The organism is Bacteroides sp. 44_46 (assembly GCF_001915465.1).
Classification (GTDB): domain Bacteria; phylum Bacteroidota; class Bacteroidia; order Bacteroidales; family Bacteroidaceae; genus Bacteroides; species Bacteroides clarus.
The window spans coordinates 193,504-207,178 of sequence record NZ_MNQO01000019.1; the positions used below are offsets into that span (position 1 = coordinate 193,504).

At 48.2% G+C, this 13,675-nt stretch carries 13 protein-coding genes; 9 read left to right on the forward strand and 4 right to left on the reverse strand.

Annotation, left to right across the window (positions count from 1 at the left end; translation table 11 throughout):
* Positions 1 to 41: 41 nt before the first annotated feature.
* Positions 42 to 1,388 (forward strand): zinc-dependent metalloproteinase lipoprotein, encoded by a 1,347-nt coding sequence (locus BHV73_RS11940; protein ID WP_087412399.1) that lies wholly within the window; start codon positions 42 to 44, stop codon positions 1,386 to 1,388.
* A gap of 34 nt (positions 1,389 to 1,422) precedes the next feature.
* Here BHV73_RS11940 and BHV73_RS11945 read toward each other — a convergent pair whose 3' ends face one another.
* Positions 1,423 to 2,106, reverse strand: coding sequence for a tetratricopeptide repeat protein (locus tag BHV73_RS11945; protein WP_087412400.1), 684 nt, complete (start codon positions 2,104 to 2,106; stop codon positions 1,423 to 1,425).
* 170 nt (positions 2,107 to 2,276) lie between these two features.
* Between BHV73_RS11945 and BHV73_RS11950 the strand changes: the two genes are divergently transcribed.
* Positions 2,277 to 3,584 carry an MATE family efflux transporter gene (locus BHV73_RS11950; RefSeq protein ID WP_286738417.1) on the forward strand — a complete coding sequence of 436 codons (1,308 nt, stop codon included), beginning with the start codon at positions 2,277 to 2,279 and terminating at the stop codon, positions 3,582 to 3,584.
* Positions 3,585 to 3,610: 26 nt separating this feature from the next.
* On the opposite strand, the gene BHV73_RS11955 is transcribed toward BHV73_RS11950, so the two are convergent.
* From BHV73_RS11955 to BHV73_RS11965, 3 genes are read right to left on the reverse strand one after another with little or no spacing between them, the layout of a single operon-like run.
* Complete coding sequence (locus tag BHV73_RS11955) at positions 3,611 to 4,990, reverse strand: glycosyltransferase family 39 protein (RefSeq protein WP_087412402.1); 1,380 nt, start codon at positions 4,988 to 4,990, stop codon at positions 3,611 to 3,613.
* Positions 4,991 to 4,993: 3 nt separating this feature from the next.
* Positions 4,994 to 5,551, reverse strand: coding sequence for a hypothetical protein (locus BHV73_RS11960; protein WP_009122927.1), 558 nt, complete (start codon positions 5,549 to 5,551; stop codon positions 4,994 to 4,996).
* Positions 5,552 to 5,560: 9 nt separating this feature from the next.
* Positions 5,561 to 6,283 carry a glycosyltransferase family 2 protein gene (locus BHV73_RS11965; protein WP_087412403.1) on the reverse strand — a complete coding sequence of 241 codons (723 nt, stop codon included), beginning with the start codon at positions 6,281 to 6,283 and terminating at the stop codon, positions 5,561 to 5,563.
* 179 nt (positions 6,284 to 6,462) lie between these two features.
* Here BHV73_RS11965 and BHV73_RS11970 point away from each other — a divergent pair, with 179 nt between their 5' ends.
* From BHV73_RS11970 to BHV73_RS12000, 7 genes are all read left to right on the forward strand, one after another.
* Entirely contained in the window at positions 6,463 to 7,050 is a 588-nt protein-coding gene (locus BHV73_RS11970) for a helix-turn-helix domain-containing protein (protein ID WP_087412404.1), read from the forward strand.
* A 79-nt stretch (positions 7,051 to 7,129) separates the two neighbouring features.
* Positions 7,130 to 7,309, forward strand: coding sequence for a hypothetical protein (locus BHV73_RS11975; protein WP_087412405.1), 180 nt, complete (start codon positions 7,130 to 7,132; stop codon positions 7,307 to 7,309).
* A gap of 10 nt (positions 7,310 to 7,319) precedes the next feature.
* Positions 7,320 to 9,818 carry a heavy metal translocating P-type ATPase gene (locus tag BHV73_RS11980; protein WP_087412406.1) on the forward strand — a complete coding sequence of 833 codons (2,499 nt, stop codon included), beginning with the start codon at positions 7,320 to 7,322 and terminating at the stop codon, positions 9,816 to 9,818.
* A gap of 70 nt (positions 9,819 to 9,888) precedes the next feature.
* Entirely contained in the window at positions 9,889 to 10,599 is a 711-nt protein-coding gene (gene pyrH, locus BHV73_RS11985) for a UMP kinase (protein ID WP_022217846.1), read from the forward strand.
* 158 nt (positions 10,600 to 10,757) lie between these two features.
* A complete protein-coding gene (gene frr / locus BHV73_RS11990; protein WP_009122921.1) occupies positions 10,758 to 11,318 on the forward strand; it encodes a ribosome recycling factor in 561 nt (186 codons plus the stop codon).
* A gap of 109 nt (positions 11,319 to 11,427) precedes the next feature.
* Positions 11,428 to 12,360, forward strand: coding sequence for a ribosome small subunit-dependent GTPase A (gene rsgA / locus BHV73_RS11995; RefSeq protein ID WP_087412407.1), 933 nt, complete (start codon positions 11,428 to 11,430; stop codon positions 12,358 to 12,360).
* Positions 12,361 to 12,500: 140 nt separating this feature from the next.
* Entirely contained in the window at positions 12,501 to 13,583 is a 1,083-nt protein-coding gene (locus BHV73_RS12000) for an efflux RND transporter periplasmic adaptor subunit (protein WP_009122919.1), read from the forward strand.
* Positions 13,584 to 13,675 lie beyond the last annotated feature (92 nt).

Below are 13,675 nucleotides of genomic sequence, written 5' to 3' on the forward strand. Positions count from 1 at the left end.
AAACAAATTGGCAAACATTATCTTTGTAAAACACGTTTTGTATGGAATTAATATATAAACTCATGAAGATACAAGTCTTAATCGTAGCCGTCATATCAAGTTTCATTTTATATGGTTGCGAAGATAATGAAGCCGACTATTTGGAACTCTCCGAATCGTCATTCGGCAATGTCAGTGGCGACGGGGCTACACTGACTGTCAATATCACAAGCGACGTAGAGTGGCAAGTGTCCAAAACTGCGCAATGGTGCAGCATCACTCCCGGCAAAGGCTCCGGAAATCAGACGCTGACCCTGCAAATAGAAGCCAACCCCGACAGTAAAGAAAGGAAAGTTACAGTAACAGTCGCGTCGCCGTCCATCCAGGTAAGCAGAAAGATAGAAATCACTCAAGCAGCAGGATATACCCCCATAGAACAGCATCACTATAAACTGCCTGTGGTTTTTCATGTTCTCTATCACGACAAGTCCGACCCTGAACAGTACGTCAGACAAAGTCGCTTATCCGAGATATTGAACACGGTAAACCGGCTGTATAAAAACAGCACGCAAAGTGTAGACATGAACCTGACCTTTACACTCGCCACCGTTAATCCTGACGGAGAAGCGATGGAACAGCCGGGAGTGGAATACATTGCATGGCCGGAGAACTATCCGATAGATTGCGATGCCTTTATGAACGATGATATAAGCGAAGCAACTGGAAAAGGCTATGTAAGATATTTATGGGATCCCAACAGATATATCAATATAATGGTCTACAACTTCGCCAATGACCCCAACAGCAATACGACAACATTGGGGATATCACATCTGCCTTTCACCGTGAAAGGAGCCAATAGCCTGGCAGGTCTCAGTGAAATCAATGCATCCCATTTAGAATTGGAGAACTTATCCTTTCCCTATTGCGTATCCATCAACAGCCTGTTCATTAACGAAGAAAGTACGGGAAACACATACAATACGGCGGACATTACCGTTACATTGGCGCATGAATTGGGGCATTACTTAGGATTGCACCATGTATTCTCCGAAACGGAAAACGAAAACAGTTGTGAAGATACCGACTATTGCGCAGATACCCCCACCTATAACAAAAAAGCATACGATATGGATTGCGCATACATCGAGGTGAATGATCCGGATAACTTCACATTCGCCAATTTGGTGAACCGCGAGAATTGCCTGACAGGCGAATCCTTTGTCTCATACAACATCATGGATTATGCAATCAGCTATTCCGACCGTTTTACTCCCGAACAGCGAGCGCGTATTCGCCATGTCTTGTTATACAGTCCTCTGATACCGGGCCCAAAAGCCGGTCAGGAAGCAGGCACGCGCTCTGCGCCAAGCGGGCTCATGAAGTTACCAATCCGTACCGCCAAATAGGGATTGCGATAAAAAGAAAAAAGGAGATGAACAATCATTTGTTCATCTCCTTTTCCAATATCTTTATCCGTTCCAATGTTTTTCCCGCTTCCGTAGAAGGAAACAACTGAAGAACTTTCTGCAAATAGTTCTTAGCCTTATCATACCCGTTAGCGAACACATCCGATAACCCGTTACGGTAACTGGCATATTGCATCCGTGTGGGAGAAATAATTTTCTTATAGTTATCTTCCAGCGTCTTCTTCTTTCGCTCGGCTTGCAGGTAGTAATAATTACCTAAAAAGATATTTGCCTGAAGATTATCTGCATCCAAAGCCAACACCGTCTCATAGAGTTTCAAGGCATCTTTCGCCTCGCCACGCATCATCTGCATCTCCGCACAGGCTACAAGGCCGGGAACATCTTCCGGATAATACTGCAACCATTCCTTATAAAAAAGGTATGCTTTGTCATAATTCCGCTTATCCTTGTAATAAGCAGCCAGTTCGCGTACCAGACGAGGAGCCACCGCACTGTTCTTCTCAATGCGGGTCCAATAAAACATCTCCGTCTGCTCCGCTCCCATGCCTGCGGCCTGACGGAACAAACTCACGGCATAATCATCCTTACCGGCTGATAAGGCATCGGATACTTTCTGCAACAACACATCTGCCGATTGTGCCAAAAGTGACATCGGGCACAGCAAGAGCCCAAAGAAAAGTAAAGTTAAGGTCTTCATTTTTTAAGTCTATATAGTTTAACAGCCCGAAATCGCTCATAGAGAGTCACCTACAAATTTACAAACTTCCCCGCCAATCATCAATAGATAAAAGTAGAAATATAGTTAATCTTTCCCACTATTTTTGCTTTTCTGCGTACCTTTGCCCCCCATTAAACAAAATATCGCGAATGAAGCCCATAGACAGACAGATATTACAGATAGCCTTACCTTCCATCGTATCGAATATCACCGTGCCTTTGCTCGGACTAATCGATGTGGCTATCGTGGGGCATCTGGGTGCTCCCGCCTATATCGGCGCCATTGCGGTAGGCGGTATGCTGTTCAATATCATTTATTGGATATTCGGCTTTCTGCGTATGGGAACCAGCGGCATGACATCACAGGCTTATGGTAAACGGGATTTCCCCGAAATTGTTCGGCTGCTGATACGTTCCGTAGGTATAGGGCTGGCTGTGGCTCTTTGCCTTATCCTGCTGCAAGTGCCTATCAGGCAAGCGGCCTTCCTCATTATCCACCCCACGGAAGAAGTCAGGGAAATGGCGACGCTCTATTTCCACATCTGCATATGGGGCGCTCCTGCCATGTTAGGATTATACGGCCTCTCCGGATGGTATATCGGCATGCAGAACTCGCGCATTCCCATGTACATAGCCATTACACAGAACATCGTGAACATCATCGCCAGCCTCAGCCTTGTCTATTTCTTCAATATGAAGGTAGAAGGCGTAGCCTTGGGGACGCTGATCGCCCAATACGCGGGCTTCTTCATGGGACTCATACTGTGGATGAACCGTTACGGTAAACTGAAAAAGCACATCGTTTGGAAAGGGGTATTGCAAAAAGAAGCAATGGTACGCTTTTTCCAGGTGAACCGCGACATATTCCTACGTACGCTATGTCTTGTAGCCGTCACGTTATTCTTCACCTCGGCAGGCGCTTCGCAAGGTGAAATTATACTGGCGGTAAATACATTGCTGATGCAGCTCCTCACCCTTTTCTCTTACGTAATGGACGGCTTCGCCTATGCGGGAGAGGCACTGAGCGGACGATACATAGGCGCCCGCAACCGGGAAGCATTTACAAACACCGCCCGTCACCTGTTTATGTGGGGCGGCTGGATGGCCATACTCTTTACATTGGTTTACGCGTTGGGGGGGAATGCTTTTCTGGGACTGCTGACCGATGACCGAAACGTGATAACCGCCGCCGATACCTATTTCTATTGGGCGCTTGCCATACCCGTTGCCGGAATCGCCGCCTTTATTTGGGACGGTATCTTTATCGGCGCTACCGCCACCCGCGGAATGCTCGCATCTATGGCAGTGGCGGCCGTCTGCTTCTTTGCCGCATTTTACGGGTTCTGCCCGGCTTTAGGCAACCATGCCTTATGGCTTGCTTTTCTTATCTACCTCTCCATACGGGGAGCTATGCAGACCTTGCTCAGCCGAAAGATTATCAAAGAAAACTTCAGCTAAAGCCGTTGCGCATACCCGCAAAGAAATTACTTCTCCTCCAACAGCAGGAAACTGTCCAGCCTGCCAAAGAGCATCCTCGCCCAATGATTAGACAATGCATAAAACCACATCATAGGAATGAAACAGAAGAAGAAACGCTTGGCGGAGTAAGCCAGAACATTCTGGATGGAGTCCCATTTATAATCAATCTGATAAAGAACCATCACATAAAAGGCCAGAGAGATGACAACCATCGCCAGCAAAGCCAGATTATCTTTCCTCTTGAGTAAGAACCAGCCGTTTGCGAGCAATGATAGAGAGAACGCCATAACAGTCCAGCCGAAGAACTGCGTATCTTTATAATAGGCTTTCATAAACGCCCAAATAATACCGGCTTTCTCCGCATCCCAATAAGGACGGAATATGACGATATTTTCGGCATAAAAGCCGCTCACCCACGAAAAGACCGCCCACAAAAGCGCGGGAAACAGCGCAGCGGCAACAGGCAGCAAATCTTTCCAATGCCTGTTCCTGAGTACATCCGCAAAAACAACCGCCAAGGCCGCACCGATAAAGACTATCCCTTCCGAACGCGTCCATATATTTACGGCAAGCAGCAAGGAGCCGAGGTACAAATCTTTCCGTTCCCTGCACTTCAGCCATAAAGCAATATAAATAATGCCCGACGAAGCAGTGGCGGCATGAATGACATTAGTGGCCGACAACGACGAAAACGCAATCATCTCCGGAGTAATCAGCACGAAGAAAGTGGCGACAGCCGCACCCGTAGGTCCTGTCACGCGCTGCATACTGCCGTAGAAAGCTATCAGCAGGGATAAATACATCAATGCCGGAACAAGCTTGGACGTTTCCGCTCCCAAAAGATAGACAAAAGCATAACTCAACTGAACCATCGGAGCATACGTCATGTAACTGCCCGCATCGTGGATGTGCGGCATATAGCTCTGCTGAAAGATGCTCAAGTTCCTGAAAGTATGTTCCTTTGCCATGACATAACCAATGGTATCAAATCCCGCCAGACTATCCCTGTCGAACGTAGGGAAATACATACACTTGGTAAAGTTCATATACTCGAAGTACGCAATAAGCACGATAAAGAAGCACCAGACAAGGTTGCAGTTCGAAGTATCGATACGGACAGCCTTCTTATAATACATTATCACCCCGTCCCTGCGCTTGTACAGAAACGACAGTAACAGAAGCAGTATCAACACTCCCCCAAGCATAACGCTGGCAGTTATCAGTTTTATTTTAAGCAGGTTGATGATGAGCATCATCATTGTTTGCAGTCCGATTCCCACCGGAAAGGCAAGACCTATCTTTTCGCTCCACGTAAACTTCACGGAGATGCAGTTGACGGCAAGAAAGCCTATTGCAATAACGAGAACTATTCCTAATACAAGCATAAGCTACTGTTTTTTCGGTTGGACAACCGGTAATACGGCGTGTTGAATCTCCGGATCGACTTGATAAGGAAGCCTGTCTTTACCTTCTCCGTTCACTATGGCTACGTGGGTTATCCTATCCGCATACCTGCTTTCTTCCAATTCACTTTCCAATATGAGCAGGCGGGGGTACAGGAAACGGGTCGCGTAAAGCTTATTGCCGATTTCCCGCTTAAACGGACTGCCTTTCTTCAGGAAAGCCTCCTGAGAAGGATAAAGAATGACCGCATTCTCCGGCGTGGCCTGCTTTATGAAAAGAAGATAATCGTAGTCAACTCCCAGCTTCATCTTCATTTTCTCTTCAAAAGTAAGCTCGGGATGTTTCTTTATCGTCGCCATATTCTCTTTCAGCAGACTGCTGTATACCCAACGATAAGCCGGCTGTTTCGTCAATGTATATTTAACGAGGAGCAAAGCAAGAACCATGAACAGCACATTCCTTGCAAGCCACACGGCGTACACGGCAAAAGTTTTCCTTTGCTTCTCCTGTTTCCCTTCCTTAGTCGTTTTCTCAGATTGCATACCCGGTATTTACTTTTCGTTAAACCTATATTTCAGCAATATGCCGATAGCTTCCACTCCATCATGCCATTTTATCTTTTTCCCCTCTTGCCTGGAGCGCGGATAATAGCGTATCGGAACTTCCTTTATCTTATATCCCCTTCTGAGAACCTTGGCCGTCACCTCCGGGCAGAACCCGAACCTGTCGCAGACAAGCGGTATGGACTTCAGCAAGGAAGCGTCAAACATCTTGTAACAAGTAGGCTCGTCCGTTATCTTCCGGGAGAAAAGCAGGCTTGTGACAAAAGACACCAGCCGCCCGCCCCAATAAAAGGTACGATATATCGGCTTATTGTCACCGCCCAACAGCCTGGAACCATATACAACCCTATATTCTCCCGACAGAATAGGCTCCAGCAAAACCCGGTAGTCGTCCGGGTCATATTCCAAATCGGCATCTTGTATGATTATGACGTCACCGGTGGAGCGCGCTATTCCCTGACGCACCGCATATCCCTTCCCCCGGTTTGCCGGCAGCCTGAGATACCGAATGCAGGCATCCGCATACTGCGTTTGGGCTTTCTCCACCTCCCGTTCCGTATCGTCGGCGGAGCAATCGTCAATCACCCATATCTCTTTTTCCACAGCGGCAGGAAGCTCCGCGCCTATAACCTTTTCCAAAACCCTGAAGATGGTTCCGGCCTCATTATAAGCAGGTATTATTACGGAGAGTTTCTTTACTGATTTCTTCATCTTTATCGATTAGGATATTATCCCTTCAGGCCGCGTCCCCAAAGAGCCCATAAGGTAATCGTCCGCAAAGTAATGAAATTTTGATTAGAAAGTCACGATAAGCGCCATTAATATTTATTCGCAAATAAATGCAAGCAAAAACAAATCGTTCGTGTTATCTTTGCTCGAAAAAGAACAAGATGCCCGATACCGTACCCAATTCCGAAAATACGCTGCACATCAAGAACATGGTCTGCAACCGTTGCATCATGGTGGTGAGAAACCAGCTTGAGCAATTGGGACTCCACCCCCTTTCGGTGGAACTGGGCATCGCCGTCCTGCCCGGCACCGTTACAGACGAGGTATATCAGAGCGTAAAAGCCTCGCTTGAGCCTTTCGGATTCGAACTGATTGACGATAAGAAGTCCCAGACAACAGAGCGGATAAAAGACGCCATCATCGAATTAGTGCATTACAACGACAACGATTTGAAGGTCAACCTGTCCGATTATCTGGCAGCCAAACTGCATCGGGAGTACAGCGCGCTAAGCAAACTGTTCTCGGAAGTCACCGATACCACTATCGAGAAGTATCTCATCGCGCAGAAGATAGAGCGCGCCAAAGAACTGCTGGTATACGGAGAACTATCCCTGAACGAAATAGCCGACAAGCTGAACTATTCGAGCGCAGCCTATCTCAGCTCCCAATTCAAGAGCGTCACCGGGTTGACACCCAGTTATTTCAAGAAGATAAAAGCAAACAAGCGCAAACCGCTTGACGAGGTATAGGCGTAATCTTGTAAATCATATCCCGAATTTTACAATTCCCAAGCAACTTCCCTGCCGTATCTTTGTTCCATATAAAAGTTTGGAACGTGAGATAAATAAGTTCCCAACCCGTGGTACCGGAAATACCAACGGTTGGTACCGGCAGTTTCAAGCGTTGGTACTGAAGATTCCAACCGTTGGTATCAGGCGTACCAACCGTTGGTATTTCCGGTTTCAGCCGTTGGTACTGAAAGTTCCATATCAAGAGCTAACAATTTAGATACAACATTATGGCAAACAAAAGCATTGTTCAAGAAACTTTCCCCGTATTGGGAATGAGTTGCGCCTCATGCTCGGCAAGAGTGGAGAAGACGTTAAACCATCAGTCCGGCGTCCAAAAAGCGACCGTAAACTACGCTTCGGCAATGGCGACCGTGGAATATGACACCCGGGATTGCTCTCCCGAAGCCCTGCAACAGGCAGTGCAGAATGCCGGATACGACTTGCTGATAAAACAGGATGAGGATACGCCGGATGAGTTGGAGCAGGCGCACGACAAAAAATATCGCGCGCTGAAATTCCGTACCACATGGGCCATCGTCTTGTCCGTACCCATTATGGTTATCGGCATGTTCTTTATGGACATGCCGTACGCCAATCTCATTATGTGGCTGCTCTCCACTCCCGTCGTATTCTGGTTGGGAAGAAGTTTCTTTACCAGCGCATGGAAGCAACTGAAACATGGCACGGCCAATATGGATACGTTGGTAGCCAACAGTACCGGGATTGCTTACCTTTTCAGCCTGTTCAACATGCTGTTCCCCGGGTTTTGGCTGGAAAGGGGTATTCATCCGCACGTCTATTTCGAAGCGGCGAGTGTCATCATCGCCTTTATCCTGCTGGGACGGCTGCTGGAAGAAAAGGCAAAAGGAAACACTTCCTCCGCCATCAAGAAACTTATGGGACTACAACCCAAGACGGTAACCGTCATTGACGGTTCCTCGTCGGAGAAGGTTGTCCCGATTGGACAGATTCGTCCGGGAGACATTATTTTAGTGAAACCGGGAGAACGGATCGCCGTAGATGGCACCGTCACGGAAGGCAGCTCTTATGTGGACGAAAGCATGTTGAGCGGTGAGCCGGTGGCGGTAGCCAAACAAAAGGATGCAAAAGTCTTTGCCGGCACTATCAATCAGAAAGGAAGTTTCCGGTTCAGCGCGGAGAAAGTAGGGACAGATACGCTGTTGGCAAAAATCACCCACATGGTGCAGGACGCGCAAGGCAGTAAAGCCCCCGTCCAGCAATTGGTAGATAAGATTGCGGGTATCTTCGTACCGGTTATTATCGGCATTGCCGTGCTCTCCTTCATCGCATGGATGTTGCTGGACGGACAGAGCGGATTCACACACGGACTGCTAGCATTGGTTACGGTACTCATCATCGCCTGCCCATGCGCCCTGGGACTTGCCACACCTACCGCCATCATGGTAGGCATCGGCAAAGGCGCGGAACGGGGCATTCTGATAAAAGACGCCGAAAGTCTGGAAACCGCCAAGAAGATTGATACGGTGGTACTGGACAAAACCGGAACCGTAACCGAAGGGAAGCCGGTAGTCGGCGATTTGATTTGGGAAACGCAGACGGCGGAGACCGGAAACATCTTTTACAGCCTGGAAAAGTTATCGGAACATCCGCTTGCCGAAGCGGTAGTCCGCCACTTACAAGATGCCCGAAGCGTAAGCATCGATAATTTTGAAAGCATCACCGGCAGGGGCGTAAAAGGCGAGTCGAACGGAAAAGCCTATTATGCCGGCAACCGGAAACTGCTGGAAGAGAACCGGATTGCTGTCAGCCGGTCGCTAAGCGACGAGGCCGCCCGTCTGACAACGGACGCGCAGACCGTTATCTGGTTTGCCGACAGCGAAAACGCGCTTGCCATAGCCGGAATTACAGACCAAATCAAACCGACCTCCATACAGGCCGTCAGCGAATTGCAAGCCGCCGGCATCGAAGTCTGCATGCTGACGGGCGACAACGAAGCCACCGCACGGGAGATTGCACGCAAAGCGGGTATTCTTCATTATAAAGCGGGAGTATTGCCGCAGGATAAGGCCGCCTTTATCAGTGACCTGCAGAAAAACGGCAGGAAAGTGGCAATGGTAGGCGACGGCATCAACGACAGCGCAGCCCTGGCGCAAGCGGATTTAAGCATCGCCATGGGCGGCGGCAGCGACATCGCCATGGATGTAGCCAAGATGACCATCATCTCTTCCGACCTCACAAAGATACCGGAAGCGTTGAAGCTCTCCAGACTGACCGTGCGCACCATTCGTCAGAACCTGTTTTGGGCGTTCATTTATAATATAATAGGTGTACCCGTCGCAGCCGGCGTACTCTACCCCGTCAACGGCTTCCTGCTGAATCCCATGATAGCCGGCGCGGCCATGGCGTTCAGCAGCGTCAGCGTGGTAACCAACAGCTTGCGGCTGAAAAGGAAAAAGATAGAGAGTGCCGAAAGCCCTGCCATCGACCCGGCAGGACAACCGGACAATAAAGTAGAACCATCAACAGAAAAAATCATGAGAAAAGAATTTAAAGTGGAAGGCATGATGTGCAACCATTGCCGCATGCATGTGGAAAAAGCATTGAACAGCATGGAAGGCGTACACGCCACCGTAACCCTCAATCCGCCGGTGGCGACCGTGGAATTCCCGGAAGGCGAAAAGACACTCGACGAGCTGCAGGCCGCAGTAACCGCAAAAGCCGGTGACTATACGCTGAAAGAATAACTGAAAATTGTTTATAGCGATTGGCATTATTTTCCTATCTTTGCCGCTAAGCGAAATAAATTAATAAACTATGGCAACATACAAAAGAATCTTATTGAAACTCAGCGGCGAGAGCCTGATGGGAGAAAAGCAATACGGTATCGACGAGAAACGTCTGGCCGAATATGCAGCGCAGATTAAGGAAATCCATGAATTGGGCATACAAATCGGCATCGTTATCGGCGGCGGCAACATCTTCCGCGGGCTGAGCGGCGCCAACAAAGGTTTCGACCGTGTAAAAGGCGACCAAATGGGTATGCTGGCAACCGTTATCAACAGCCTTGCGCTAAGCTCGGCACTGGTAGCGGCAGGCGTAAAAGCCCGTGTGCTGACAGCCGTCCGCATGGAACCTATCGGTGAATTCTACAACAAATGGAAAGCTATCGAGTGCATGGAAGCGGGCGAAGTGGTTATCATGTCTGCCGGAACGGGTAATCCGTTCTTCACGACAGACACCGGTTCCAGCCTCCGCGGTATCGAAATAGAAGCGGACGTCATGTTGAAAGGGACACGCGTCGACGGCATCTACACCGCCGATCCGGAAAAAGACCCTACGGCTACGAAGTTCCACGATATCACTTACGACGAAGTGCTGAAACGCGGCCTGAAAGTCATGGACCTTACGGCTACCTGCATGTGTAAGGAAAACAACCTGCCCATCATCGTCTTCGATATGGACACCGTAGGCAATCTGAAAAAAGTAATGCAAGGCGAAGAAATAGGAACGCTGGTACATAACTGATATCCATCCGCACCCATCCGCCGGTTTACATGACAGATACGGATTCAGATTTACACAGGTTATCCGAATAAAATAATCTGTGTAAATCTGTGTAATCTGTCGTGAAACAATTATATTTGCAAAGTTTCAAATTAAAAGCTACTTCAAACAATAGAAATATGAAAGACGTAAAAGACATCTTAGACGAAGCACAAGAGAAAATGGATATGGCTGTAATGTACCTGGAAGAATCATTAGCCCATATCCGTGCCGGAAAAGCCGACGTTCGTTTGCTGGACGGAATCCGTGTCGATTCTTACGGAAGCATGGTGCCCATCAACAACGTAGCAGCCGTAACCACCCCGGATGCCCGCAGTATCGCTATCAAGCCGTGGGACAAGAGCATGTTCCGTGTCATTGAGAAAGCAATCATCGACTCCGACCTCGGCATCATGCCCGAAAACAACGGCGAAATCATCCGCATCGGTATTCCTCCGTTGACAGAGGAACGCCGTAAACAACTTGCCAAACAGTGTAAGAACGAAAGCGAAACCGCCAAAGTAAGTGTACGTAACGCACGCCGCGACGCTATCGACGCCTTTAAGAAATCTGTGAAAGAAGGATTGGCGGAAGACGCCCAAAAAGGCGGCGAGGAAAAGCTGCAAAAGATTCACGACAAGTATATCAAGCAGATTGACGATATGCTGGCGGCGAAGGACAAAGAGATTATGACAGTATAAATATAGTTGAAAGTTGAAAGTTGAGAGTTGAGAGTTACCGTGCGGCATGACCGTTCCAACGACTCCCGGCACTCAACTTTCAGCTTTCGGCTCTCAACTTTCAACTATTTTGAGGGGACTGGTAATTAAAAATACAGGGAGTTGGTATCTGGTAAAGACCGACGAAGGAACATACGTTGAATGTAAAATCAAAGGTAACTTCCGTCTGAAAGGTATCCGTAGCACCAATCCGGTGGCGGTAGGCGACTACGTGCAAATCATATTGAACCAGGAAGGCACGGCTTTCATCAATGAAATCGAAGACCGGAAGAATTACATCATCCGACGTTCGTCCAACTTGTCCAAACAATCTCATATCCTTGCCGCCAACCTCGACCAGTGCATGCTGGTGGTAACAGTGAATTATCCGGAAACCTCCACTACATTCATCGACCGCTTTTTGGCATCAGCCGAGGCATACCGAGTACCCGTCAATATCATATTCAATAAGACAGACGCTTACGATGAAGACGAGCTTCGCTATCTGGACGGGCTTATCAATCTTTACACCACTATCGGTTACCCTTGTTTCAAGGTGTCCGCCAAAACCGGTGAAGGCGTCGACACCATAAAAGAAGAGCTTAAAGGGAGAATAACTCTCTTCTCCGGACATTCCGGAGTAGGCAAATCCACCCTTATCAATGCTATCCTGCCTGAACTGGATATCAAGACCGGCGCTATCTCCACCTACCACAACAAAGGTATGCACACCACCACTTTCTCCGAAATGTTTCCCGTGCCGGGTGACGGCTACATCATCGACACACCGGGCATCAAAGGTTTTGGAACATTCGACATGGAAGAAGAAGAAATAGGACATTACTTTCCGGAAATATTCAAAGTTTCCGCCGGCTGCCGCTATAACAACTGTACCCACCGCCATGAACCGGGTTGCGCCGTACGCGAAGCGGTAGAGCAACATTACATCAGCGAATCCCGCTATGCCTCTTACCTGAACATGCTGGAAGATAAGGAAGAAGGTAAATACAGGGCAGCGTATTAATAAAACGGTAAAGTGGCAGTCTTGCCCCTACCGCTCTACCGCTTTATTGCCTTATCACTTTTATTAACTTTTCTTGTTTTAAACTTTTTCGTACCTTTTCCGTCCAAATCTACGGCTAAATATACTACTAATACTACGATATGAATAAAAAAGTAAAATGGGGCATCATCCTATTCATTGGTGCCGGACTGATAGGCGGAGGTATTTATTCTCAACTTCCCAAGACAAACGAGGAATTGGCGGCTGCCGATAAAGTAATGACCGGTAAGCGTGGAGGCAAAAAGATTCTGAACGTAAACGCCAAAATAATAAAACCGCAACTGCTAAAAGACGAAATACAAATCAGCGGCAGTTTGCTGCCCGATGAAGAAGTAGACCTTTCATTCGAGACATCCGGCAAGATTATCGAAATCAACTTTGAAGAAGGCAGTTTCGTGAAGAAAGGGCAATTGCTCGCTAAAGTGAACGATCGTCCTCTTCAGGCGCAATTGCAAAGGCTGGTATCGCAGTTGAAGCTGGCGGAAGACCGCGTATTCCGTCAAAATGCCTTGCTGGAAAGAGATGCGGTCAGTAAGGAAGCGTACGAGCAGGTAAAGACCGAACTGGCGACCTTGAATGCCGACATCGACCTGATAGAGTCCAATATTGCACAAACAGAGCTTCGCGCTCCCTTTGACGGAGTTATCGGCCTGCGGCAGGTCAGCGTAGGAACATACGCTTCTCCCTCTACCATTGTAGCCAAACTCACCAAGCTCTCCCCCTTGAAAGTAGAGTTCGCAGTACCCGAACGATATGCCAATGACGTAAAAATCGGCGCAGGGCTGGACTTTACGCTCGAAGGAAAGCTGAACGCTTTCCATGCCACTGTTTACGCACGCGAATCAAAGATAGACCCCACGACCCATACACTGACCATCCGTGCGCTCTATCCCAACGCCAACAGCGCCGTACTGCCGGGACGCTACGCCAGTATCAAACTGAATAAGGACGAAATACAGAATGCGCTTGCCGTACCCTCCGAAGCCATCGTACCGGAAATGGGTAAGGATAAGATTTTCCTCTATAAGTCAGGAAAAGCACAGCCGACAGAGATTACCACCGGTATCCGGACGGAAGCCGAAGTGCAAGTATTGCAAGGTCTGAACGTAGGCGATACAATCATCACTTCAGGAACCCTGCAACTCCGCACAGGATTACCCGTGACATTAGACAACATTAACTAAGTATAAAGTATCAAGAATAAAATATGAGCTATGGCAGGTTTATGCCGGAAGCAGTAATTCATAATTCGTACCTTATACTTCATATTCATACC

Coding starts and splice junctions, on each gene's coding strand:
- BHV73_RS11960 (WP_009122927.1), bottom strand. CDS start 5,551: ATGCAATCTGAGAAAACGACTAAGGAAGGGAAACAGGAGAAGCAAAGG.
- BHV73_RS11970 (WP_087412404.1), top strand. CDS start 6,463: ATGCCCGATACCGTACCCAATTCCGAAAATACGCTGCACATCAAGAAC.
- BHV73_RS11965 (WP_087412403.1), bottom strand. CDS start 6,283: ATGAAGAAATCAGTAAAGAAACTCTCCGTAATAATACCTGCTTATAAT.
- frr (WP_009122921.1), top strand. CDS start 10,758: ATGAAAGACGTAAAAGACATCTTAGACGAAGCACAAGAGAAAATGGAT.
- BHV73_RS11940 (WP_087412399.1), top strand. CDS start 42: ATGGAATTAATATATAAACTCATGAAGATACAAGTCTTAATCGTAGCC.
- BHV73_RS11945 (WP_087412400.1), bottom strand. CDS start 2,106: ATGAAGACCTTAACTTTACTTTTCTTTGGGCTCTTGCTGTGCCCGATG.
- BHV73_RS12000 (WP_009122919.1), top strand. CDS start 12,501: ATGAATAAAAAAGTAAAATGGGGCATCATCCTATTCATTGGTGCCGGA.
- BHV73_RS11955 (WP_087412402.1), bottom strand. CDS start 4,990: ATGCTTGTATTAGGAATAGTTCTCGTTATTGCAATAGGCTTTCTTGCC.
- BHV73_RS11950 (WP_286738417.1), top strand. CDS start 2,277: ATGAAGCCCATAGACAGACAGATATTACAGATAGCCTTACCTTCCATC.
- BHV73_RS11980 (WP_087412406.1), top strand. CDS start 7,320: ATGGCAAACAAAAGCATTGTTCAAGAAACTTTCCCCGTATTGGGAATG.
- pyrH (WP_022217846.1), top strand. CDS start 9,889: ATGGCAACATACAAAAGAATCTTATTGAAACTCAGCGGCGAGAGCCTG.